The organism is Pantoea sp. FN0307, from assembly GCF_050113815.1.
GTDB lineage: Bacteria > Pseudomonadota > Gammaproteobacteria > Enterobacterales > Enterobacteriaceae > Mixta > Mixta alhagi.
The window spans coordinates 609,585-633,738 of record NZ_JBNJSO010000001.1 but is presented as its reverse complement, the minus strand read 5'-3'; the positions used below and the strand labels follow the sequence as shown (position 1 = coordinate 633,738).

Sequence of the window (24,154 nt, the reverse complement as noted above, 5' to 3'; positions counted from 1 at the left end):
GCTACGTCACGCCTTCGCGCGTGACAATCTTCGCACAAAAAGAGATTTCTCTGCCTGGCGAAAAAACGGTTGCCAATGCGCGCTATCTCCGCTAGGTTAATCAGCAGGCAAATGAATATACATGCAGAGAAATTATGACACGCGTTCAGTTCAACCATCATCACCACCATCATCCTGACTAGTCTTTCAGGCGATGTGTGCTGGAAGACGTTTAGGATCTTCCAGTGGTGCAGAACGCAAATGGCCCCCGGAAGATCCTCTTCCGGGGGCTTTTTTTTGGCGGACTGCAACAGACAGGATAAATGAGAAGAGGACTGGAGAGATGTTAGATAACACCCGTTTACGCATAGCTATGCAAAAATCTGGCCGTTTAAGCGATGAGTCACGCGAGCTTCTGGCGCGCTGCGGCATTAAAATTAACCTGCAGCAACAGCGTCTGATCGCCTTCGCTGAAAACATGCCAATCGATATTTTGCGCGTGCGTGATGATGATATCCCCGGCCTGGTGATGGATGGCGTAGTGGATCTCGGCATCATTGGCGAAAATGTGCTGGAAGAAGAACTGCTGACCCGCCGTGCGCAAGGTGAAGACCCGCGCTACTTTACTCTGCGTCGCCTTGATTTTGGCGGCTGCCGTCTGTCGCTGGCGATGCCGGTAGATGAGGAGTATACCGGCGTCCAGTGTCTGCAAAATACGCGTATTGCCACCTCCTATCCTCATCTGCTGAAGCAGTATCTTGATAAACAAGGCGTCGCTTTTAAATCCTGCCTGCTAAATGGCTCCGTTGAAGTCGCGCCGCGCGCGGGTCTGGCCGATGCGATCTGCGATCTGGTTTCTACCGGCGCCACGCTGGAGGCCAATGGCCTGCGTGAAGTGGAAGTGATTTATCGCTCGAAAGCGGTGCTGATCCAGCGCGACGGCGAGCTGTCAGCGGCGAAACAGGAGCTGGTGGATAAGCTGATGACGCGTATCCAGGGCGTGATCAAAGCGCGTGAATCAAAATACATTATGCTGCATGCGCCAAGCGACCGGCTGGAAGAGGTGATTGCGCTGCTGCCAGGTGCTGAACGTCCAACGGTGCTGCCGCTGGCAGGCGACCAAAGCCGCCTGGCGATGCACATGGTCAGCAGTGAGACGCTGTTCTGGGAAACCATGGAAAAATTAAAGGCGCTGGGCGCCAGTTCCATTCTGGTGTTGCCAATTGAGAAGATGATGGAGTAATGCCATGAGCCGCTTTGACACGCTTACAGACTGGCAGCAGTGCGACGAGGCGCAGCAGCAGGCGCTGCTGATGCGCCCTGCGATTTCTGCTTCCGATAACATTACGCAAACGGTGCGCTCGATCCTTGCCCGCGTCAGCGAAGCGGGCGATGCCGCGCTGCGTGAATATAGCGCCGCCTTTGATAAAACTCAGGTTGATGAACTGCGCGTTAGCGCGGCTCAGATTGCCGAAGCGGCTGCACGGCTTGACGATAACGTAAAGCAGGCGATGGCGGTGGCGGTAGCGAACATCGAAACCTTTCACCGCGCCCAGCAGCTGCCTGCGGTAGATATTGAAACCCAGCCGGGCGTGCGCTGTCAGCAGGTAACGCGCCCGATCCGCTCAGTGGGTCTCTATATTCCTGGCGGTTCAGCGCCGCTGTTCTCTACGGTACTGATGCTGGCAACGCCGGCACGCATTGCTGGCTGCGCACGCGTGGTGCTCTGCTCGCCGCCGCCGATTGCCGATGAGATCCTGTATGCCGCGCAGCTGTGTGGCGTAGAAGAAGTTTTTCAGGTCGGCGGCGCGCAGGCGATTGCCGCCCTCGCCTTCGGCACCGAATCGGTTCCGAAAGTAGATAAAATTTTTGGCCCCGGCAATGCCTGGGTGACCGAAGCCAAGCGCCAGGTCAGTCAGCGTCTGGATGGCGCTGCGATCGATATGCCTGCAGGCCCCTCTGAGGTGCTGGTGATTGCCGATGATGATGCCACGCCCGCTTTTGTTGCTTCTGATTTGCTGTCGCAGGCGGAACATGGTCCCGATTCACAGGTGATCCTGCTGACGCCGTCGCGCCGCCTGGCACAGGCGGTAGCAGAAGCGGTGGAAGCACAGCTGGAACAGCTGCCGCGCGCGGCCACCGCGCGTCAGGCATTAGCCAGCAGCCGACTGATCGTTGCCCGCGATCTGCAACAGTGCGTGGAGATTTCCAACCGCTACGGGCCAGAGCACTTGATTATCCAGACGCGCCAGCCGCGCGAGCTGGTGGATCAGATCACCAGCGCCGGTTCGGTGTTTCTCGGCGACTGGTCACCGGAATCGGCAGGTGATTACGCTTCCGGCACCAACCACGTATTGCCCACCTACGGCTATACCGCCACCTGCTCCAGCCTCGGTCTCGCTGATTTTCAAAAGCGCATGACGGTACAGGAGCTGACGCCGCAGGGTTTCCTGAATCTGGCCCCAACCATTGAGACACTGGCTGCCGCCGAGCAGCTTATCGCCCATAAAAATGCTGTCACGCTGCGGGTCGCCGCGCTAAAGGAGCAAGCATGAGCCTGAATATTGCTGAATTAGCGCGCGCTAACGTGCGGGCGCTGACGCCCTATCAGTCGGCGCGTCGTCTCGGCGGCAACGGTGACGTCTGGCTGAACGCCAACGAATATCCGCTGCCGGTCCCGTTTGAAATGTCGCAAAACACGCTGAATCGCTATCCGGAGTGTCAGCCAGAGCAGGTGATCCGGCGTTACGCCGCCTACGCCGGCGTGACGCCGGATCAGGTGCTGGTGAGCCGTGGCGCGGATGAAGGCATTGAACTGCTGATCCGGGCTTTCTGCGAGCCAGGCCAGGACGCTATTCTGTTCTGCCCGCCCACTTACGGCATGTACAGCGTTAGTGCCGAAACTATCGGCGTAGAGTACCGCACCGTGCCGGCGCTGGATAACTGGCAGCTGAACCTGCCTGCGATCGCCGCTGCGCTGGATGGCGTAAAGCTGGTCTATATGTGCAGCCCGAATAATCCCACCGGCAACCTGATTGACCCGGAGGCAATTCGTCAGCTGCTGGAGATGACGCGCGGCAAAGCGCTGGTGGTGGCAGACGAGGCCTACATCGAATTTTGCCCCCAGGCGACGCTGGCAGGCTGGATTGCAGAGTACCCGCATCTTGTGGTATTGCGCACCCTGTCGAAAGCCTTTGCGCTGGCGGGACTGCGCTGCGGCTTTACGCTGGCCAACGCGGCGGTTATCGAGCTGCTACTGAAGGTGATTGCGCCCTACCCGCTCTCAACGCCGGTAGCCGATATCGCCGCGCAGGCGTTGAGCGACGACGGCATTACGCTGATGCGCCAGCATGTGGTTGAGCTAAATACTAACCGCGCCTGGCTGGCGACCGCTCTGACCAGGCTTTCCTGTGTGGAACAGGTGTTCCCCAGCGAAACCAACTATATTCTGGTGCGCTTTACTGACTCTCCGACGATATTTAAATCGCTGTGGGATCAGGGCATTATTCTGCGGGACCAGAACAAAAACCCGGGGCTCGCCGGATGCCTGCGCATTTCCATCGGTACCCGAAATGAGTGCGAGCGCCTGATCGCCGCACTGCAAGCCTTACCCGGCGCCGCCGGCATTGTGGAGCAAGCATGAGTCAGAAAACCCTTTTTATCGATCGCGACGGCACCCTTATCAGCGAACCCCCGCAGGATTTTCAGGTGGATCGCATGGAGAAGCTGGCCTTTGAACCTGATGTGATCCCGGCGCTGCTGGCGTTGCAGAAAGCCGGTTACCAGTTGGTGATGATCACCAACCAGGATGGCCTTGGCACTGCCAGTTTCCCGCAGGCTGACTTTGACGGTCCGCACAACCTGATGATGCAGGTTTTTAACTCGCAGGGCGTGCGCTTTACCGATGTACTGATCTGTCCGCATCTGCCAGCGGATAACTGCGACTGCCGTAAGCCAAAAACCCAAATGGTGGAAGCCTGGCTGGCAGAGGGCGCGCTGGACAAGGCGCACAGCTATGTGATCGGCGACCGCGTCACCGATATCGAACTGGCGCAGAACATGGGTATTCAGGGATTACGCTACAGCCAGGACGGTCTGAACTGGAACGCCATCAGTCAGAAGCTGACGCAGCGCGATCGCTACGCGAAGGTGAACCGCAATACCAAAGAGACGCAGATTGAAATCGAAGTCTGGCTGGATCGCGAAGGCGGCAGCAAAATCAACACCGGCGTTGGCTTCTTTGATCATATGCTGGATCAGATCGCTACGCATGGCGGCCTGCGTATGAACGTTGAGGTAAAAGGCGACCTGTATATCGACGATCACCACACGGTAGAGGATACCGGCCTGGCGCTGGGCGAGGCGCTGCTGAAAGCGCTGGGTGACAAGCGCGGCATCGGGCGCTTTGGCTTCGTGCTGCCGATGGATGAGTGCCTGGCGCGCTGCGCGCTGGATATTTCCGGCCGTCCGCATCTGGAGTTCAAGGCGGAGTTTAACTATCAGCGCGTCGGCGATCTCAGCACTGAGATGGTTGAGCACTTTTTCCGCTCCCTCTCCTATTCTATGGCCAGCACGCTGCATCTGAAAACCAAAGGCAAAAACGATCATCATCGTGTAGAAAGCCTGTTTAAAGCTTTTGGCCGCACGCTGCGCCAGGCGATTCGTGTAGAAGGCAACACCCTGCCGAGTTCGAAAGGAGTGCTGTAATGAACGTGGTGATCCTGGATACCGGCTGCGCCAACCTCTCGTCGGTAAAAGCAGCCATTCAACGCCTGGGCTATCAGCCGCAGGTTAGCCGCGAGGCGGATATTGTTCTGCAGGCAGACAAGCTTTTCCTGCCCGGCGTCGGCACGGCCCGGGCGGCTATGGATCAGCTACACGAACGTGATCTGGTGGATCTGATTAAAGCCTGCACGCAGCCTACTTTAGGTATCTGTCTGGGAATGCAGCTGCTCGGCAGCGGCAGCGATGAAAACGGCGGTGTAAAAACCTTAGGGATTATTGACCAGCCGGTAGATCTGATGAAAGACCAGGGTCTGCCGCTACCGCATATGGGCTGGAACCGCGTCACGCCGAAAGCGGGCGAGCATCTGTTCCGTGGCATTGAAGATAACAGCTGGTTTTATTTCGTCCACAGTTATGCGATGCCGGTTAACCATTATACCATCGCCCAGTGTGACTATGGTCAGCCTTTTACCGCTGCGGTACAGAAAGATAATTTCTACGGCGTCCAGTTCCATCCTGAGCGTTCCGGCAAAGCGGGCGCGCAGCTGCTGAAAAACTTCCTGGAGATGTAAGGATGATTATCCCGGCGTTAGATTTGATTGATGGCAAAGTGGTGCGTCTGCATCAGGGAGATTACGGCCAGCAGCGCGATTACGGAAGCGATCCGTTGCCGCGTTTGCAGGATTATCAGCACCAGGGCGCGCAGCTGCTGCACCTGGTCGATTTAACCGGCGCGAAGGATCCGGCGGCGCGCCAGCTTACGCTGTTAAAACAGTTGCTGGCGGGCGTTGAGGTACCGGTACAGGTCGGCGGCGGCATTCGCAGCCGTGATGATGTCGCTGCGCTGCTGGAGGCGGGTGCCTCGCGCGTCGTGGTGGGTTCGACGGCGGTGAAACAGCCGGAAGACGTGCAGCGCTGGTTCAGCGAATTTGGCCCGCAGGCCATTGTGCTGGCGCTGGATGTGCGTATTGACGCCGCTAACCGCAAAGAGGTGGCGATCAGCGGCTGGCAGGAAGCGGCTGGCGTCACCCTGGAACAGGTTATTGAGCAGTTTCTGCCTTTTGGGCTGCAACATGTGTTATGCACCGATATTTCACGCGACGGCACGCTGAGCGGCTCGAACGTCTCGCTCTATCAGGAAGTGTCCGCACGTTTCCCGCAGGTGGCTTTTCAGTCTTCCGGCGGCATCGGCTCGCTGGCTGATATCACTGCCCTGCGCGGCAGCGGCGCGCAGGGCGTGATCGTTGGACGTGCTTTGCTGGAAGATAAATTCACGGTTTCGGAGGCCATTACATGCTGGCAAAACGGATAATTCCCTGTCTTGATGTGCGCGATGGCCAGGTGGTTAAAGGCGTGCAGTTTCGCAATCACGAAATCATCGGCGACATTGTGCCGCTGGCGCAGCGCTATGCTGAGGAAGGCGCTGATGAACTGGTTTTTTACGATATCACCGCTTCCAGCGATGGCCGCGTGGTGGATAAAAGCTGGGTGGCGCGCGTAGCGGAAGTGATCGATATTCCGTTCTGCGTTGCCGGTGGCATTAAAAGCGCCGAAGACGCCGCACAAATTCTCTCATTTGGTGCCGACAAGATCTCAATTAACTCTCCGGCACTGGCCGATCCTGAACTGATTACACGGCTGGCGGACCGCTTTGGCGTGCAGTGCATGGTAGTGGGCATCGATACCTGGTATGACGAACAGAGCGGCAAATATCACGTTAATCAATATACCGGCGATGAAAAGCGCACCCGGGTGACCGGGTGGGAGACGCTGGAGTGGGTAGAGGAAGTACAAAAGCGCGGCGCTGGTGAAATCGTCCTGAACATGATGAACCAGGACGGCGTGCGTAACGGCTATGATATGGTTCAGCTACAAAAAGTGCGTGAGGTATGCAAAGTGCCGCTTATCGCCTCTGGCGGCGCAGGCACCATGGCGCATTTTCTGGAAGCCTTTCGTGATGCTAACGTCGATGGTGCGCTGGCCGCTTCGGTATTTCATAAGCAGATTATCAATATCGGCGACCTGAAACGGTTTCTGATTGAACAAGGTGTGGAGATTCGCCCGTGTTAACAGAACAGCAGCTTTCCCAACTGGACTGGGAAAAAACCGGCGGCATGATGCCGGTGATAGTCCAACATCAGGTTTCCGGCGAAGTATTAATGCACGGCTATATGAACCCGGAAGCGCTGGATAAAACCCTGCGCGAGCAGAAAGTCACCCTCTGGTCGCGCACCAAACAGCGCCTGTGGACCAAAGGCGAGACCTCTGGTCATTTCCTGAATGTGGTCAGCATCACGCCCGACTGCGATAACGATACGCTGCTGGTGCTGGCGAATCCCATTGGCCCCACCTGCCACCTTGGCACCACCAGCTGCTTCTCCCCTGCCGCCCCGGACTGGACATTTCTCTATCAGCTGGAACAGCTGCTGGCGGAACGCAAGCAGGCCGATCCCGACAGCTCTTACACCGCTAAGCTATACGCCAGCGGCACCAAGCGCATCGCACAAAAAGTGGGAGAAGAAGGCGTCGAGACCGCGCTGGCCGCTACGGTTAACGATCGTCATGAGCTAACCAACGAAGCCTCTGACCTGCTCTATCACCTGCTGGTGCTGTTACAGGATCAGAACCTCGACCTGAGCGCGATTATTAATAACCTGCGCGCACGTCATAAGGCGTAAAACAAAAAACCGGCCTGCAGGCCGGTTTTTTTATCAGAAAGACTATTTACGCTGTCGGTAAGTTGACGCCATATTGCGCCCCAATACTATCCCAGAACCAACTATCCCGCCTAACAGCACCGCCAGCACCAGTGTCAGGCCCTTTTTCGGGCTGTCGCGACGGACAGGCATATTCGGTTCCATGATATAACGGAACGACTGCAGATTATCGACCTGAATTTTCAGGTCCTTGATTAAACGCAACGCACGCTGGGTAGCATAATAACTATCATCCAGCGGCAACGGCTTAGTCGCTTCGTTGGCAATCGATGAGGTAAGTGCCTTCGAGCCCAGCAGATAGAGCGTATCATCCGATAAGAACTCCGCCTGGGTCAGCTGCGATGAGGTAATACCGGCACCTTCGGCTACTTTCATCGCCTGTTTTAATGCTTCGATACGCTGCTGTTTTTTATCTTCCGCCACCTTCAGCTGCGAAGTCAGCGAGTCAGTTAACTCACGGGTTTTAACGGCCATATTACGCTTGATATCGTTGCCGTAATCATCCACCACTTCGTTATTCACCAGCTTTATAAAATGCGTTACCTGCGCCTGAGCCTCTTCCGCAGTCTGCGCGGTAAACTTCACGCTTAACGGGTCACTCTGGCCTGCGTTAACCGGGCCGACTTTTAAATCCAGCGGTTCGTCCAGGTTCTGTAACGCGCCGGAAAGCGCAGTGATAGAGGCGTTAAAGCGGTTAAACAGCTGACGCTGCAGTTCTGCTACACCGGGCTTATCCTGAGGATATTGGGAATAGAGCACGTTAAGCGCAGCATTATAGTTTGCCACCTGGCCCGGGCTTGGCTGGGTAACAATTGCTTCTGAGGTCCATTCTTCTTTTGCAAAAAAGAGATACGCGATCGCCAGTAACAGAAACAGAATCACGGTGGCGATAATGATCTTTTTACCATTCCATAGCTGAGCAACAACATCCAGCAGGTCAAGCTCATCATCGTTGTTGTAAAAGGTCTGACGAAGTAAAGACTGATCCGTAGTTGTCTTATTTTCTTGGTTCATGTTTCTGGTATGCCCAACTTATTAAATGAAAAGCGGAATGATAAACGCCAGGAAGAAAACAATAGCAAAAGGAACGGTAAAGAGTTATCTGAAATCAATAAAAAACCTCCCAATGGGAGGTTTTTTAGGCAAAACGGAATTAGTCCAGCCATTCAGTATGGAACACGCCGTCTTTATCGATACGTTTGTAGGTATGTGCACCAAAGTAGTCACGCTGCGCCTGGATCAGGTTCGCCGGCAATACTGCAGAGCGATAGCTGTCATAGTAGGCAATAGCGGCTGAGAAGGTTGGCGTTGGGATACCGTTCTGCACCGCGTAAGCGACTACGTCGCGCAGTGCCTGCTGATATTCATCAGCGATATTTTTGAAGTAAGGCGCCAGCAGCAGGTTCGCGATGTCCGGAGTATCTTTATAGGCATCGGTAATCTTCTGCAGGAACTGCGCACGGATGATGCAGCCAGCACGGAAGATTTTCGCGATTTCGCCGTAGTTCAGATCCCAGTTGTTTTCATCAGACGCGGCTTTCAGCTGAGAGAAGCCTTGCGCATAAGAGACGATTTTGCCCAGATAAAGCGCACGACGCACCTTCTCAACGAACTCAGCTTTATCGCCGCTGAACGCCTGGGCAGTCGGGCCGCTCAGAACTTTAGAGGCAGCAACGCGTTGGGTTTTCAGCGAGGAGAGGTAACGTGCGAATACAGACTCGGTGATCAGAGAGAGCGGCTCGCCCAGATCCAGCGAGCTCTGGCTGGTCCATTTACCGGTGCCTTTGTTCGCGGCTTCATCCAGGATCACATCAACCAGGTAGTTACCCTCTTCATCTTTTTTGGTGAAGATATCTTTGGTGATGTCGATCAGGTAGCTGCTCAGCTCGCCTTCGTTCCATTCGCTGAAGGTTTTCGCCAGGTCTTCGTTGCTCAGGCCCAGCGCATTTTTCAGCAGGGAGTAAGCTTCGGCAATAAGCTGCATATCGCCATATTCGATACCGTTATGCACCATTTTCACATAGTGACCTGCACCGTCCGGACCGATATAGGTTACGCAAGGCTCGCCTTCGGCACGTGCAGCGATTTTATTCAGAATCGGCGCAACCAGTTCGTAAGCTTCTTTCTGACCGCCAGGCATAATGGAAGGCCCTTTCAGCGCGCCCTCTTCGCCACCGGACACGCCGGTACCGATAAAGTTAAAGCCTTGCTCAGAAAGTTCTTTGTTACGACGAATGGTGTCTTTATAGAAGGTGTTACCGCCATCGATCAGGATATCGCCTTTATCCAGATGCGGGGTCAGTGAAGCAATCGTTTTGTCGGTCGCTTCGCCCGCCTGCACCATCAGCAGGATACGGCGTGGTTTTTCCAGCGAGTCAACGAAATCTTCAATGCTGTAGTAAGGCGCGAGTTTTTTGCCCGGGTTTTCGGCAATAACTTCATCTGTTTTTTCACGAGAACGGTTAAAGATGGATACAGTGTAGCCGCGGCTCTCAATGTTGAGTGCCAGGTTACGGCCCATCACCGCCATACCTACAACGCCGATCTGTTGCTTGGACATTATTTACTCCTGTCTGGTGGATACTTACTATGAGACAAAAAACGTTATGAATGCACTTGATATTACAATATATGCAATAGAGGTTTGAAGCTATCAGTGTAAGAAGTAAGTCGCTCTGTTAGTAGAAAAGTCAGGCAGTTGAAAAAATTTGTTCGTTTACCATTGCTATATCTATGTTACATCTAGAATAAAGCACGGTATTGCTCATTAATAATTCGCCAGACATAACGTCGCTGTGCTATCTCTCTCATAAGCAGACCGCTTGTATTATTAAAATCAAAATCATTAATTAAATTTAGTAGAACTTCAGCGTCATGAAAATAAACCGCCTTATCTTCAGTTGTTGCCCGATTATAAGAACAATCATAGCAAAAAATAGGCTTACCAAAATGCATCATCTCGACAAGTGAGGGGTTGGTACCACCAGCAGAGTGGCCATGTATATACACTGAGCAGCCTTGCCGAATACTTTTTAATATACTTAAATCATAAATTGGCTCGATAATTTCGATATTTTTAAAGGCAGAATAAACCTTCTTCAGGTACATGCCATAATGGCTGGAGGACCAATTACCGATAAATTTTAATGGCATAGCAGTCTGACTGAAAGCTTTCAATATGGTTTCGACATTATTCTCGGGCTCGATTCGACATAGTGCTAACGCATAATTTTCTTTTTTCATCAATAAAGATTCTTGCTCATTACTTATCACGCTCACCGCGTGATCGCCACCATAAGCAATTGTCTCACTATTAACATTATATTCACTCTTAACATAATCAGCTATCGCCTGATTATCTGAGATAATAATATCTGAATATTTAACTGCCATCTTTTCCGAAAAATTTAAAAATCTTTTGGCCACGTAATTCCATTTATCACGCCGCCACTCTAGACCATCAATATTAGTAACGATTTTTGCAGAAGTTATTTTTCTTATTATCGGTAAAGCAATACAACCAGAAACACCCAAAATAAGTATTGTATCAGCTTTTATTTTAATACAATGAAGTAGCGAAAAAACATCATAAAATATACTTGAGATGCCATTAGCTTTAAAAGGCATATAGACTAAATCAGCACCATTATGGTAAGCTTTCTTTTGGTGATAGCTTTTACTTGAGCAGTAAACAGTATATTTTATTCCACTTTCTGCATCATTATAATTAGTTAGGTTTTCAATTAATGACTCAAAACCACCATAACAAGCAGGCAGTCCAACGGTCCCAACAACTGCAACATGTTTCATAAAATCTCACTGAGTTAACTTATATTTAATGCGGTTAATATTCTTATAGTATTTTGCAATCAGGTTTAGCATTAAATTATCTATAATTACCCTAATTGACCAAGCTGAGGCTGCTCCATAAAGCCCCCATCGGTTAATCATGAAATACAATAAGATTAAATAAGGGATAACCTCGCACATATGTAATATTGCAATAGCTCTGGTAATGCCTATCGACTGTAAATAAAGGACCGGCAACTGCGAGAGAGAATTAAATAAATAACCTGATAACATAATAATTAAAATATTTGCCGAGATAGCAACAAACTTTTCTCCCAGCCAGTAATAAATAATGAGGTGACTACAGAGCATCATCAATGGGACAACGGTAAAAGTGAACAGATAAAGGTAACGTTTAACTCTACTAAGCGCCTCCTGATAATTTTCTGAATGACTATCATTAATGCGGCTTAGATGAGGGAAAGCGGCCCTGGTCAGCGCAGATGGAAATAGATTAATACGTGTTACTAACTCCGAAGGCAAAGTATAATACGCAACTTTTTCTGCCCCCAACAATGCGGAAAGGATAAACCGGTCAAAATAAACCATGATTGGACTGATAATATTACTTATAGATATCCAACCACCAAACTCAAACAATTTCTTTAGCGCTAAGTGGGTAAAACGGAATTTAAAAAAAAGATTTAGCTCGCCGATACAGATGATTGAAACAATTAAAGAGAGTACTCTTCCAACCACAATACCTGTAATTGCACCAATAAAACTATCCATAAACCATGGAAAAATAATTATTGGTAACACAGATATTATTGCGCTGAGAATTTTTATAGTATTAAAAAGATTAAACCTTTCGCTAGATTCTAAACGGGCGACGATAACTAAGTTGATGAGCATAAAAGGAATGGCAAGTGCAAGTATTTTGAAAGCGTTAACTGAAACTTCCTTTAGATCTTTACTAATATTTAAAATAAAAACCAAGCTTCCGGCATTCATATATATAGTGCAGAGCAAGATAATCCCGATCAGTGTCACAACTGTTACAGCCGTTCCTAAAATTTCACCGTCAGTAAGATTCAGCTTATCTTTTATGGTAAGTAGCCTAACAACAGAACGTGATAAGCCAGCATCGAAAAGGCTTGAGTAACCCAAAATACTAAAAGAGATGCTGAAGATACCAAATTCTTCCGTTGTCAAATGCCGTGAAAAATAACCAAAAACCGGCATTATAATCAAAGCTGGTATAATAACACCTAAAAGGTTAATTAAACTATTTTTTAGTATTTTCATCTCTACACTTTATGAAATTAAATTAAATTCAAATTTAGATACCGTATTGGTAGAATAGGTAATAAATAACATCCCAATAAAAAAAGCATACCAAAGCATGCGTTTATTTTGCACCTTAGAACTTAAATAATAGCAAATAATAACAATAAAAAAGAAGTACCCAATATAGCTAAAACGATAGGATGAAGGTGCAGAAAATATAAAGGCGTATGGAGTCATCACCACATAGTAGAGGCTGATAGCCATTTCTGGTATAACTTTATTTTTATCTCGATAAAAGCAGTAGGCAGGTATTAGTGACAATATAAAAAAGTAGTATTTGATAAAGCCGCTAAACATATCTGATTGCTGATACTTAAAAGCAAGTATTCTATTGATTATATGGCTACCTGAGTAATGCGCCAAAACATTAAACAAAGCATTAAATAAGCCTACCTGCTCCAACAGGAACACTACCATATAAATAAGTAATAAAAGATATGGTTTTGCCAGCCGGTTGATAAACGGCATAAGATAGATAACAAGAAAGATGATTGATGAGCTATGCACTCCAGTCGAAACTGCAATCAAAAAGAGTGAGTATGCTTTTCTTTTTTCTTTCAAATACAAAACACATCCATAAGATGCAATTGCAAGTGCTAATCCATTCCTGATACCGTTGACAAACAGATCTAACCCTGGCATAAAAACAATAAAAAGCACGCAAGCCAAGGCCGATAGCTTTATACCGAAACATTTTCTAAAGGATAAAAAAAGAAAAATTGCAGTAAGGAGAAATATTATATAAAGAAACAATGCAGGCTGAGAAAAGTAATTAACTATAATATATCCTAATTTGCTAAATATCCACTCAAAGTTTCTAGTATCACCGTAGTCTTTTAAAAATGAAAACCAGTTTACATAAGTAGCAGTATCTGTTCCTGTAGTAACATCACGCAGGCCGAACAGTACAGATGTGACAAACCAAGTCACTAACAAACTATAATAGGATAATGCATTAGACTTTACTTCTTGAGCACATAAAGCTAATACAAGAACAAGAAATAAACTGACACCATAAATTGAAAAATAAAAGTTATTTAACAGATGCATTATTAAAATCAGTCCTTCACCATTATCATGGTATGGAAAAAACTCTTAATTTTCATCCCTAAATATGCGTGCTCTGGCAAAAGACTACTTATCCTTTCATCTCCTGAACAATAAATGAAATCATCGACTATTTTATTAGTAAATATTTTATCGTTATAATTATAAACATAATTGCTTGCATATTCATAGTCAATGGAAGTCAAACATGGCTTATTAAATTTGAGATACTCATACATTTTTAATGGTGAGCCATCATGACTTTTTTCAGCTAAATAGGGAAGTAGTCCAACTTTAAATGTTTTTAATATGTTTGGAAGATCAACATATCTGAATTTGCCCTTTAATGTAATACCAGCCTGAGTTAGTTTTTTAGCCGTTAGCTCATTATAGACTTCCCCATATATAACGATGCTATAACTTTGGGCTAGTTTGCTAACAAAGTTGACATCGAACTTATCTGTAACAAAGCCAGTAAATCCTAAGTCATAAGTCCGTGAGTCTTGATTTTCATCCTTAGCAAAATTGTCAGGCTTAAATCGAGTATTAAATACGCCATTAGTGATTACGTAATTTTCGACGCCTTTAGCACTTTTTATCTCTTTGGCAGCAGCATCGCTTACAGCTGTGATAAAATCATAGTTATTAGCTACATGCTGGTATTTCTCTTTCACTAACGCTATTTCATCCAGAGAATAACAGTTATGCTTAGCAAAATTATCAATCATATCATACCAGTAAAATAAGCGACTATTAGTCACCACTGGGATTTTAGCAATCGGAGTAAAATCAATTATTAGTAATTTTTTTTCTTGTCTAGAGGGATCCTTGATAAAATCTTCAATAAATTTAATAACATATTTTTGATAGCAGTACTCAGTCCATTTTCTTTTTTTCAAGGGACCAAAAATATCATACTTAGTGTAATCTAAAACATCATTTCCAGGATATCTATTGGCGGGTTTGTTTTTATTATACAACCTTTCATAAAGACTTACTGGCCGATTTAGTATAGTAATTTTATCAATTTCACCTATCTCATTTAATATTTCCAGAAATTGCAAATCTCTTACGGCAGAGCCAAAATCGTTCCAGAAATATACATCTCGATAAGGTATATAAAGCACGTCAAACATTTTTCTAACCTTACAGATAAGGGCGAAAACCGCCCTTTTATCTAAAGAGTAACGACTGAACCGAAATTTTCGTTCGCCAAACGCGACTTCATATCATAGATAAAGCCGTTTTCTTTTAATGAGATAGTCCAGTCCTTATTTAGGAAGCATTCATGAGGAACAACTAACGCAATAACATCATACTTTTCATCTGGTTGTTTGTTATAAATTTTTACCCCATACTCTTTGAAGAAATGTTCAGAATCTGCATGGGGATCGAAAATATCAATATTAATGTTGTATTTACTCAAAGCCATGCAAAGATCTATGACCTTAGTGTTTCTGATATCGGGGCAGTTTTCTTTAAACGTTGCCCCCAAAATGAGCAGTCTTGATCCAGGCACAATACATGATCTCATCACCATTGAATCAATTATATGTCTGCTAATAAATCCTGCCATGCGGTTATTTATTTCTCTTGCTGAGCGGATCATGTCTGGCGTATAGTTAAATTCATTTGCCTTTTGCAACAAATAGTAAGGATCAACGCCTATGCAGTGTCCTCCTACTAATCCTGGTTGAAGTTTAATAAAGTTCCATTTGGTAGAAGCAGCTTTCAATACATCGAATGTATTGATTCCCATTTTATTAAACATCATTGCAAATTCATTCATCAGCGCAATATTTACATCCCGCTGGGTGTTCTCTATTACTTTCGCTGCTTCAGCAACTTTGATTGTTGGCGCCTTATGAGTACCAGCAATAATAATTTCACTATAGAGATCATCGACAAAACTCGCAATTTCAGGCGTTGAACCTGAAGTGATTTTTTTAATAGTGGTTAGTCTGTTCTCTTTATCTCCTGGGTTGATTCTTTCCGGACTATAACCCGCATAGAAATCACGGTTATATTTTAATCCAGATAATTCTTCAAGCACTGGGACACAATCATCTTCAGTAGCGCCAGGATAAACCGTTGACTCATAGATTACTAGATCACCTTTCTTCAATACTTTGCTAAGCATTCTACTAGCGCTTATCAAAGGCGTGAGATCGGGTTTGAAATGCTTATCAACGGGAGTAGGAACGGTTACAATATAGACTGTTGACGCTTTAATATCATCAATACTATCAGAAAAAGTGAGCTTTTCTGCTGAAGCGATTTCTTCCGCAGAGCATTCTAATGTAGTATCATTATTTTTTTTAAGTTCCTCGATACGATTTTTATTTATATCGAAACCGACAGTAGTAAATTTTTTACCAAACTCAACAGCTAACGGCAGGCCTACATAACCTAAACCAATGATTGCAATTTTTATATTTTCACTAAAGATATTCATTTTACACCATGATTAATATTTTACTAGTTAGGTTTAAACTTACCAACTTAATTAAATGAATTTCCTTTGATATTGTTAAACCCATGTATTACAGCTTTATTAAATGCAGCACAAAGATTAAACTTAGCTGCCAATAAAAAAGAAACGTTCATATAAAATATTGTTAATAAAGCATTAACGTAAAAAATATGCTTCCTGTTAATTCTCTTTTTTGCAAATAAAATTTGATTCCTTACAGAATAATAGACCTGTATCCTACTTGCATTAAGGTAGCGATTATTTAATATTCTTTTTTTGTGATTTAGGTGAAAACTTTTTTCAAGATCAACTATTTTATCTCCATCAATAAAGTTAATCTTGCATCCATTTTCCATCACCAAGCGATACGTAAAGTCATAGTCATCAACGTATAAATAATAATTTTTATCAGGTAGCCAGCCAGGATTTAATGTATTTTTGCTAATTACCAGTCCGCTGTAGGGGGCACAGATAATATCACCTGAAGTTTTCTCGAAGTCTTGATAATTTTTTTTGAAAAAATCGCGTCCAAGAAAAGCGTTTTTGGTAGATATGTTAATGCATGGGTTGCCAGTTTCACGCGCAAAGAAAAGATCTTTTCGATCTTCTCTTAACACCAGACCAATCTCTTTATCACTTAACGTCTTCTCTGTCAGCTTTGCCAATAAACCATCAGGTATTAAATTGTCATCGTCGAGCATGAGTAGTTTATCCTCGATTAGTCGGTTCTTGATTATATAATCCAGGCCTCTATAGAACCCACCAGCCGATCCCTCATTCTTTTCCAAAATGACTGGGTATATTTTTATACCATAAACACTTTCTAACGCCTGGGTTTTCTCTATTACCGATTCAGGACAACCATTATAAACAATGACTACTCCTGTTGCCTGCTGCTTTGCTAGTTCCTGTAAGCTTTTAGAAAGATAATTGAAACGATCATTGTAGGTCACGGTTAGAACTAGCACACCCATACTCCCCCCGATTTAATCAAAGTTACAACTATGCAATTGAGGTTGAACTTTATCTTTTTCCGACAGAATATAGTTATAACCTTCAGGCCAACTTATGTTAATAGTTTTATCACTCCAAATTATTCCTTTATCGCTATCAGGATGGTAATAATTAGTAGTTTTATAAAAAAATTCAGCCGTTTCAGAAAGTGTCAAAAAACCGTGGGCAAATCCTTCAGGTATCCAGAGCTGCCGTTTATTATCGGCAGATAGCAAAACACCAACCCATTGACCAAAAGTTTCTGATCCTTTTCTCACATCTACGGCTACATCAAATACTTCACCAACAACGCAGCGCACTAATTTACCCTGCGCATAGGGTGCGGCTTGAAAATGTAGCCCCCGTAGTACACCTTTAATGGATTTAGAGTGATTATCCTGAACAAAATTAACTTTGCGACCAATTGACTCTTCAAAAACTCTCTGATTAAAGCTTTCCATAAAAAAACCGCGCTCATCGCCAAATACTTTAGGTTCAAATATAAGCACGTCAGGAATATCAGTTTTTATTACTTTCATCGATTAATAACCTTTGATCATTTTAATCAGATACTTGCCATATTGATTTTTTGCCAACGGCTGAGCAAGCTTGCGGACCTGATCTGCATCAATAAACCCTTTTCTAAATGCAATCTCTTCCGGGCATGAAACTTTCAAGCCCTGACGCTCTTCAATAGTCTGAATAAAATTACTTGCTTCTATCAGGCTCTGGTGAGTTCCCGTATCAAGCCAGGCATAACCGCGCCCCATCATAGCTACAGACAGTTTTCCCTGAGCCATATAAAGATTATTGATATCTGTAATTTCCAGCTCGCCACGTGGGGATGGCTTCAACTGTTTTGCCATTTCAACGACGCGATTGTCATAGAAGTAAAGCCCAGTGACAGCATAATTACTTTTTGGCTGAACTGGCTTCTCTTCCAGTGAGATAGCTTTACCGCTGGTATCAAACTCGACTACGCCATAACGCTCAGGATCGTTGACATGATAGGCGAACACCGTTGCTCCGCTTTCCTGACTTACTGCTGCTTCCAGTTCTTTCGGCAAATCGTGGCCATAAAAAATATTATCACCTAGTACTAATGCGACATTATCCCTGCCAATAAACTCTTCGCCAATAATGAAGGCCTGGGCCAGACCGTCCGGACTTGGCTGGACTTTATACTGCAGATTAAGTCCCCACTGACTACCATCACCCAGCAATTGTTCAAAACGTGGCGTATCCTGCGGTGTACTGATAATCAAAATGTCTTTGATCCCTGCCAGCATTAACGTACTGATAGGGTAATAGATCATTGGTTTATCGTAGATGGGCAGCAGTTGCTTGCTTACAGCCATGGTTACAGGATAAAGGCGCGTCCCAGAGCCGCCAGCCAGAATAATTCCTTTACGTTTCATATTACTGTCTCAAATTTGTTTTAATGACGTTTCAGAGGCTCTGCCCCATCACAGCGTAAAGCTAAATAATTCATCAAGCATACGGCCAACACCCTGCGTCCAGTGCGGCAAAGTTAGCTCAAAAGTCCGCTGAAACTTGTCGCAGTTCATGCGAGAGTTATTGGGCCGCCGCGCCGGCGTGGGATACGCTGTAGTTGGAACAGCGTTAACTGTCCTTACGGCAAGCTCGGTGTGCTTTTCAACACTATTCAATACATATTGCGCATACTCATGCCAGGTTGTTTCGCCAGCAGCAGCCAGGTGATAAATCCCCGCAACGTCTGGTTTTTGTCGTGCCTGCATAAGCGCATAAGCGGTGCAATCGGCTAACAGTTCAGCACTGGTCGGGGCACCGTACTGATCGTTAATGACAGCCAATATCTCTTTCTGTTTGCCCAATCGGATCATCGTCTTGGCAAAGTTATTGCCGCGCGAGGCGTAAACCCAACTGGTACGGAAGATAAGGTATTTATTACAGACCCTGGCAATGCGATGTTCACCTTCAAGCTTAGTCTGCCCGTACACATTAAGTGGAGCTGCATTATCCGTTTCCTGCCAAGGCGTATTACCCCCTCCCGGAAAAACATAATCTGTTGAGTAATGAACCAGCCAGGCACCACATGCAGCAGCGGCTTCAGCCATAACGCCTGGCGTAACGCTGTTAACTACATGCGCTGTTTCGGCGTCGCTCTCTGCTTTATCAACAGCAGTATAGGCCGCAGCATTAACAATAATATCAGGCTGGATCGATAAGATGGTTTGCCGAATGCCCTCGGGATTCAGTAAATCGCCACAGTAGTCGGTTGAGCGTGAATCCAGAGCAATAAGTTCACCCAACGGCGCTAAAGCGCGCTGTAATTCCCATCCTACCTGACCATTTTTACCAAACAGCACGAGCTTCATTATTTTCTATCCTTGTAATTATTTTCCATCCAGCTCTGATAAGCGCCGCTTTTGACATTGGTAATCCACGTTTCATTGTTCAAATACCACTGGACCGTTTTACGAATGCCGCTTTCAAAGGTTTCCTGAGGCTTCCAACCCAGCTCACGCTGAATTTTGCTGGCGTCAATGGCATAACGGCGGTCGTGTCCGGGACGATCGGCAACGAAGGTAATTTGTTCACGATAGCGTCCCTGCGCTTTAGGGCGCAACTCGTCCAGCAGGTCGCAAATCGTTTCAACAACTTCAATATTTTTCTTCTCGTTGTGTCCACCGATATTGTAGGTTTCACCAATTTCCCCACGAGTCACCACCGTGTAAAGCGCACGCGCGTGATCTTCGACATATAACCAGTCGCGAATTTGATCGCCTTTGCCATAAACCGGCAACGGCTTACCTTCAAGGGCATTCAGAATGATCAGCGGGATCAGTTTTTCCGGGAAATGATATGGCCCGTAGTTGTTTGAGCAGTTCGTTACGATCGCAGGCAAGCCGTAAGTCCGCTGCCACGCGCGTACCAGATGATCGCTGGAGGCTTTTGAGGCTGAATAAGGACTGCTCGGGGCATAGGCGGTAATTTCGGTAAAGAGTGGAAGCATTGCTTGCTGCTCCTTGACCTCATCTGGATGCGGCAAATCGCCGTATACTTCATCTGTTGAAATGTGGTGAAAGCGGAATGCAGCTTTACGCTCCGCTTCCAGCGTCGACCAGTATTGGCGAGCCGCTTCGAGTAAAGTATAAGTGCCGACAATGTTGGTTTGAATAAACTCAGCCGGTCCGGTAATAGAGCGATCGACATGGCTTTCCGCTGCAAGGTGCATGACTGCATCTGGCTGGTGTTCGGTAAACACACGATCCATAGCAGCCCGGTCACAAATATCTGCCTGAACGAAACAGTAACGCGGGCTATCTGCAACTTCGTCTAAAGAGGAAAGGTTGCCCGCGTATGTTAATTTATCAATATTGATTGCTTCGTCTTGCGTATTTTTAATAATGTGACGAACCACAGTAGAACCAATAAAGCCTGCCCCACCGGTAATTAAAATTTTCACTATGCTTTACCCGTTAATATCTGTTTATTTTAAAGTTGAATAACGCACGATTGTTAATTTCGATCTGTCCATAGTGCGTAAGGTGATGCCAAATGCGCTAAAGGTTATTAAAAATAATATCAGGCTCCAGAACACTGGAATGAGCATCGCATCCAAAGAAATACCAATAGCACTTAGCAGCAGCGCCATAACGCTCATTATCATTAACGCCTGCCGCCCGCTAAACCCCACCCGCAGTAACACATGGTGCAAATGCTCCCGGTCCGGCTTGAACGGGCTGTCCCCTCTTCTGATACGCGCGATCATCACGCGCAGCATATCCATCAGGGGAACGGCGATCAGCCACAGCGCAGTGACCGGGCGCATCACCGCATCTTCACCCTGGGTGGCAATGATCAGTAACCAGATCACGGTAAAGCCAATCAGCGTACTGCCGGCATCACCCATAAAGACTTTAAACTTGCCGCCCCACGGGATGCCGAGGTTCAGCAGAATATAAGGCAAACAGGCGACCATCAGACACAGGCACCACAGCGCCATATTATCCCGCTCGCCCATCCAGAACACCACAGCCAGCGCGCCAAAGGTTACCGAGGAAAGTGCCCCGAGCAGGCCATCAATGCCGTCAACCATATTAAAAGCATTAATTGCACCCACTACCGCCAGCAGCGTGACCGCATAGCCGATGATGCCTAAAACCAGCTCGTAGCCAAACAGGATGTTCCCTAAAGAATAGAGGTAGAGACCGTTGTACATCATGATGCTGGCTACCAGCGCCTGTAATGCCATGCGCGGCATTACGGGAAGGTCAAGTTTGTCATCCAGCACGCCGACAACAATAAGCAGCGTGGCGCAAACCATATAAATGCTGAAGTCAGGCAGCCAGTCAGGCTGCATAACGTAAATAATCCATAGGGAAAGATAAACTGATACCCCGCCGACCAGCGGAATATGGCCGTTATGATGTTTCCGCGCGTTAGGTTTATCTACTAACCCTACTTTTTTGGCAATCTTGCGAGAGATAAAAAGTAGCGCCAGCGCTCCCAGAAAAACGAGCACGATTTCTTGCATGTTTGCACCAGTATTGAAATTGACCACAGTGACCTGAAAATGCCCACGCTACCGCCCCTGGCTTTAAGCAACCAGACGCTTCGCGGCTCAGGGCTCAAACAAGCATAGCCTGTGTGAGCAATAGGGTAATTTTTTCTCGCAACGCCATCAGAATGCACTGTAACCCTGCGCTAATAGTTTACGATTCTCGTACTATCGTCGCGTACAGACAAGCACAAAATGTCCTGTTTACCTGTTGAGTTATTGGCTTTCAACTAAAGAATGCATTGATTGTTTGCTTTGCAAACAAAGCGCTCAAAATATCAGCTTGCCGCACATCCCCTGATAAGGCTCAGGCTATTACCGCTGTGACACGCTTTGTGATGCTATTTTATCCATTAACCTTCTCTACTAATACTCATGCCGTTTAGCAACGGTTTAACTCACACCTGAAACAGAAATGGCCTCTGTTTCCAGAAGCCATCGATATTCATTAATACGTTTTGCTCTGCGCCACGCTTTTAACTGAATCGTAAAAGCGTAACAGCCGACAATAAATCATAAGAGCAACTTACCCTTAACGGTAGCCGTTAGGATTTTTTGACTGCCAGTTCCAGGTATCGCGCATCATCTCATCGATACCGCGCGTTACACGCCAGTTCAACTCTTTATCAGCCAGCGTAGCGTCAGCCCAGAAGGCGGCTAAGTCGCCATCGCGGCGCGGTTTAATGTCAAAAGGAACCGGCTTGCCGGAGGCTTTTTCGAACGCCTTCACCATCTCCATCACCGAGTAACCTTTGCCAGCACCCAGGTTATAAGCTTTATAGCCCTGCAACTGTTCCAGGTGATCCAGCGCTTTTAAATGGCCTTCCGCCAGATCGACCACGTGAATGTAGTCACGCACGCCGGTACCATCTTCCGTGGGATAGTCAGCACCGAAAATGCCGAGCTTATCAAGACGGCCGATCGCTACCTGGGCAATGTAGGGCAGCAGGTTGTTAGGAATACCGTTAGGATCTTCACCGATTTCGCCAGACTCATGAGCACCTACCGGATTGAAGTAGCGCAGCGCGATCGCCTTAAACTGGCTGTCCGCTTTGGCGTAATCCTGCATGATCTGTTCAACCATCAGTTTTGAGGTGCCGTAAGGGCTGGTCGTGCCGCCAATAGGGGTCGTCTCAACGTAAGGCACCGGCGCGTTAGCGCCATAAACCGTGGCGGAAGAACTGAAGATGAAGTTATAAATGTTGGCGTTACGCATCTCTTCCAGCAGCACTACCGTACCCGAAACGTTATTTTCATAATATTCCAGCGGTTTGCGGGTCGATTCGCCTACGGCTTTCAGTCCGGCGAAATGGATAACGGCACTAATGCTATTGCTGGCAAAAATGTCGCGCAGGCAGGCGCGATCCAGAATATCACCCTCAACAAAAGTGGCTTTCTTTCCGGCCAGTTTTTCTACGCGATTGATCGATTCCCGCGAAGCATTACTGAGGTTGTCCATTACCACAACGTCGTCACCGCGCTGCAACAGCGCCAGCACCGTATGAGAGCCGATGTATCCCGCTCCGCCCGTTACCAAAATAGCCATGTGCACTCCTTTAATGCCGCGCAAAGGCACGGCGTGTCATTGTGAGGAATTATTTTGCCAACAATTGTTTAATGGTTTCGCGGAAGGCCGCGCCCTGCTGCTTGCTGCGCAGGCCATAGCTGACAAACGCCTGCATGTAGCCCATTTTACGACCGCAGTCGAAGCTGTCGCCTGTCATCAGGCAGGCATCAACCGGCTGTTTCTGGCTCAGGCTGGCGATGGCGTCCGTTAACTGAATACGGCCCCAAGCACCCGGCTCGGTTTTCTCAAGCTCAGCCCAGATATCCGCAGACAGAACGTAACGGCCCACTGCGGCCAGGTCAGAATGCAGCGTTTCCGGATGCTCAGGCTTTTCAACAAAACCGGTAATGGTGCTGACGCTGCCTTCATTTTCCAGCGGTTCTTGCGTCGAAATCACTGAATATTCTGACAGGTCGGCGCCCGGCATATGCTTCGCCAGCACCTGGCTGTGGCCGGTATCTTCAAAGCGCGCAACCATTGCGGCGAGATTATAGCGCAGGTGGTCAGCGGTAGACTCATCCATAATGACATCGGGCAGCACAACAACAAAAGGATTATCGCCGATCATAGGACGCGCACAAAGTACCGAGTGGCCAAGGCCCAGCGGTTGCGCCTGACGAACGTTCATGATGGTCACGCCCGGCGGACAAATGGATTGTACTTCACTCAGCAGTTGACGCTTCACTCGCTGTTCCAGCAGCGCTTCAAGCTCATAAGTGGTATCAAAATGGTTTTCTACCGCGTTCTTTGACGCATGCGTGACCAGAACGATTTCCTTGATGCCGGACCTGACGATTTCATCAACAATGTATTGAATCATCGGCTTATCTACGATAGGCAGCATCTCTTTAGGAATGGCTTTTGTAGCAGGGAGCATATGCATACCGAGACCCGCAACGGGGATAACTGCTTTAAGCTTGGTCATATTTTTTCCATATAATGATGTGAAGACGTTCAGCGATTATGCA

24 protein-coding genes and 1 other annotated feature are annotated in these 24,154 nt (G+C 47.1%); of the genes, 9 read left to right on the top strand and 15 right to left on the bottom strand.

Translation table 11 applies throughout. The features are described from left to right. Window positions 1-134 precede the first annotated feature (134 nt). The 9 genes from hisL (at window position 135) to hisIE (ending at window position 7,382) form a co-directional block, all read left to right on the top strand. Window positions 135-182, top strand: coding sequence for a his operon leader peptide (gene hisL / locus ACQE3Z_RS02870; RefSeq protein ID WP_100396937.1), 48 nt, complete (start codon window positions 135-137; stop codon window positions 180-182). Continuing rightward, window positions 158-278, top strand: a sequence feature (His leader region). It overlaps the preceding gene by 25 nt. Before the next feature lie 44 nt (window positions 279-322). Further along, on the top strand, window positions 323-1,222 hold the full coding sequence (gene hisG / locus ACQE3Z_RS02865; protein ID WP_426972062.1) for an ATP phosphoribosyltransferase: 900 nt from the start codon (window positions 323-325) through the stop codon (window positions 1,220-1,222). A gap of 4 nt (window positions 1,223-1,226) precedes the next feature. Beyond that, window positions 1,227-2,534: a histidinol dehydrogenase gene (gene hisD / locus ACQE3Z_RS02860; RefSeq protein ID WP_426972061.1), complete on the top strand. Its 1,308-nt coding sequence runs from the start codon at window positions 1,227-1,229 to the stop codon at window positions 2,532-2,534. Further along, window positions 2,531-3,622, top strand: coding sequence for a histidinol-phosphate transaminase (gene hisC, locus ACQE3Z_RS02855; protein ID WP_426972060.1), 1,092 nt, complete (start codon window positions 2,531-2,533; stop codon window positions 3,620-3,622). Before hisD ends, hisC begins: the two co-directional genes overlap by 4 nt. After that, window positions 3,619-4,686: a bifunctional histidinol-phosphatase/imidazoleglycerol-phosphate dehydratase HisB gene (hisB, locus tag ACQE3Z_RS02850; RefSeq protein WP_426972059.1), complete on the top strand. Its 1,068-nt coding sequence runs from the start codon at window positions 3,619-3,621 to the stop codon at window positions 4,684-4,686. The genes hisC and hisB overlap by 4 nt, the downstream gene beginning before the upstream one ends. After that, the gene (hisH, locus tag ACQE3Z_RS02845; RefSeq protein WP_426972058.1) at window positions 4,686-5,276 is read left to right on the top strand and encodes an imidazole glycerol phosphate synthase subunit HisH; all 591 of its coding nucleotides are present in this window, start codon (window positions 4,686-4,688) and stop codon (window positions 5,274-5,276) included. Before hisB ends, hisH begins: the two co-directional genes overlap by 1 nt. 2 nt (window positions 5,277-5,278) lie before the next feature. Next, window positions 5,279-6,016, top strand: coding sequence for a 1-(5-phosphoribosyl)-5-[(5-phosphoribosylamino)methylideneamino]imidazole-4-carboxamide isomerase (hisA, locus tag ACQE3Z_RS02840; RefSeq protein WP_426972057.1), 738 nt, complete (start codon window positions 5,279-5,281; stop codon window positions 6,014-6,016). Then, complete coding sequence (hisF, locus tag ACQE3Z_RS02835) at window positions 5,998-6,774, top strand: imidazole glycerol phosphate synthase subunit HisF (protein ID WP_426972056.1); 777 nt, start codon at window positions 5,998-6,000, stop codon at window positions 6,772-6,774. Before hisA ends, hisF begins: the two co-directional genes overlap by 19 nt. Then, window positions 6,768-7,382 (top strand): bifunctional phosphoribosyl-AMP cyclohydrolase/phosphoribosyl-ATP diphosphatase HisIE, encoded by a 615-nt coding sequence (gene hisIE, locus ACQE3Z_RS02830; protein WP_426972055.1) that lies wholly within the window; start codon window positions 6,768-6,770, stop codon window positions 7,380-7,382. The genes hisF and hisIE overlap by 7 nt, the downstream gene beginning before the upstream one ends. A 42-nt stretch (window positions 7,383-7,424) precedes the next feature. Here hisIE and wzzB read toward each other — a convergent pair whose 3' ends face one another. From wzzB to galF, 15 genes are all read right to left on the bottom strand, one after another. After that, a complete protein-coding gene (gene wzzB, locus ACQE3Z_RS02825) occupies window positions 7,425-8,435 on the bottom strand; it encodes an LPS O-antigen chain length determinant protein WzzB (RefSeq protein ID WP_426972054.1) in 1,011 nt (336 codons plus the stop codon). Window positions 8,436-8,574: 139 nt separating this feature from the next. Next, the gene (gene gndA, locus ACQE3Z_RS02820; protein ID WP_426972053.1) at window positions 8,575-9,981 is read right to left on the bottom strand and encodes an NADP-dependent phosphogluconate dehydrogenase; all 1,407 of its coding nucleotides are present in this window, start codon (window positions 9,979-9,981) and stop codon (window positions 8,575-8,577) included. 182 nt (window positions 9,982-10,163) lie between these two features. Then, window positions 10,164-11,231 carry a DUF1972 domain-containing protein gene (locus ACQE3Z_RS02815; protein WP_426972052.1) on the bottom strand — a complete coding sequence of 356 codons (1,068 nt, stop codon included), beginning with the start codon at window positions 11,229-11,231 and terminating at the stop codon, window positions 10,164-10,166. A 6-nt stretch (window positions 11,232-11,237) separates the two neighbouring features. After that, the gene (locus ACQE3Z_RS02810; protein WP_426972051.1) at window positions 11,238-12,518 is read right to left on the bottom strand and encodes a flippase; all 1,281 of its coding nucleotides are present in this window, start codon (window positions 12,516-12,518) and stop codon (window positions 11,238-11,240) included. A 9-nt stretch (window positions 12,519-12,527) separates the two neighbouring features. Then, entirely contained in the window at window positions 12,528-13,610 is a 1,083-nt protein-coding gene (locus tag ACQE3Z_RS02805; protein WP_426972050.1) for an EpsG family protein, read from the bottom strand. Window positions 13,611-13,618: 8 nt separating this feature from the next. After that, window positions 13,619-14,743 (bottom strand): glycosyl transferase, encoded by a 1,125-nt coding sequence (locus tag ACQE3Z_RS02800; protein ID WP_426972049.1) that lies wholly within the window; start codon window positions 14,741-14,743, stop codon window positions 13,619-13,621. Between the two features lie 41 nt (window positions 14,744-14,784). After that, complete coding sequence (locus ACQE3Z_RS02795; RefSeq protein WP_426972047.1) at window positions 14,785-16,062, bottom strand: nucleotide sugar dehydrogenase; 1,278 nt, start codon at window positions 16,060-16,062, stop codon at window positions 14,785-14,787. 47 nt (window positions 16,063-16,109) lie between these two features. Continuing rightward, window positions 16,110-17,054 (bottom strand): hypothetical protein, encoded by a 945-nt coding sequence (locus ACQE3Z_RS02790; protein WP_426972046.1) that lies wholly within the window; start codon window positions 17,052-17,054, stop codon window positions 16,110-16,112. A gap of 12 nt (window positions 17,055-17,066) precedes the next feature. Then, the gene (rfbC, locus tag ACQE3Z_RS02785) at window positions 17,067-17,612 is read right to left on the bottom strand and encodes a dTDP-4-dehydrorhamnose 3,5-epimerase (RefSeq protein ID WP_426972045.1); all 546 of its coding nucleotides are present in this window, start codon (window positions 17,610-17,612) and stop codon (window positions 17,067-17,069) included. A gap of 3 nt (window positions 17,613-17,615) precedes the next feature. After that, complete coding sequence (gene rfbA, locus ACQE3Z_RS02780) at window positions 17,616-18,491, bottom strand: glucose-1-phosphate thymidylyltransferase RfbA (RefSeq protein WP_426972043.1); 876 nt, start codon at window positions 18,489-18,491, stop codon at window positions 17,616-17,618. Between the two features lie 48 nt (window positions 18,492-18,539). Continuing rightward, the gene (gene rfbD / locus ACQE3Z_RS02775; protein ID WP_426972042.1) at window positions 18,540-19,433 is read right to left on the bottom strand and encodes a dTDP-4-dehydrorhamnose reductase; all 894 of its coding nucleotides are present in this window, start codon (window positions 19,431-19,433) and stop codon (window positions 18,540-18,542) included. Continuing rightward, a complete protein-coding gene (gene rfbB, locus ACQE3Z_RS02770) occupies window positions 19,433-20,524 on the bottom strand; it encodes a dTDP-glucose 4,6-dehydratase (protein WP_426972040.1) in 1,092 nt (363 codons plus the stop codon). Before rfbB ends, rfbD begins: the two co-directional genes overlap by 1 nt. Before the next feature lie 24 nt (window positions 20,525-20,548). Then, on the bottom strand, window positions 20,549-21,595 hold the full coding sequence (gene wecA / locus ACQE3Z_RS02765; protein WP_426972039.1) for a UDP-N-acetylglucosamine--undecaprenyl-phosphate N-acetylglucosaminephosphotransferase: 1,047 nt from the start codon (window positions 21,593-21,595) through the stop codon (window positions 20,549-20,551). Window positions 21,596-22,151: 556 nt separating this feature from the next. After that, window positions 22,152-23,165 carry a UDP-glucose 4-epimerase GalE gene (gene galE, locus ACQE3Z_RS02760; protein WP_426972037.1) on the bottom strand — a complete coding sequence of 338 codons (1,014 nt, stop codon included), beginning with the start codon at window positions 23,163-23,165 and terminating at the stop codon, window positions 22,152-22,154. 49 nt (window positions 23,166-23,214) lie between these two features. Continuing rightward, complete coding sequence (gene galF, locus ACQE3Z_RS02755) at window positions 23,215-24,111, bottom strand: UTP--glucose-1-phosphate uridylyltransferase GalF (RefSeq protein ID WP_426972036.1); 897 nt, start codon at window positions 24,109-24,111, stop codon at window positions 23,215-23,217. Window positions 24,112-24,154 lie beyond the last annotated feature (43 nt).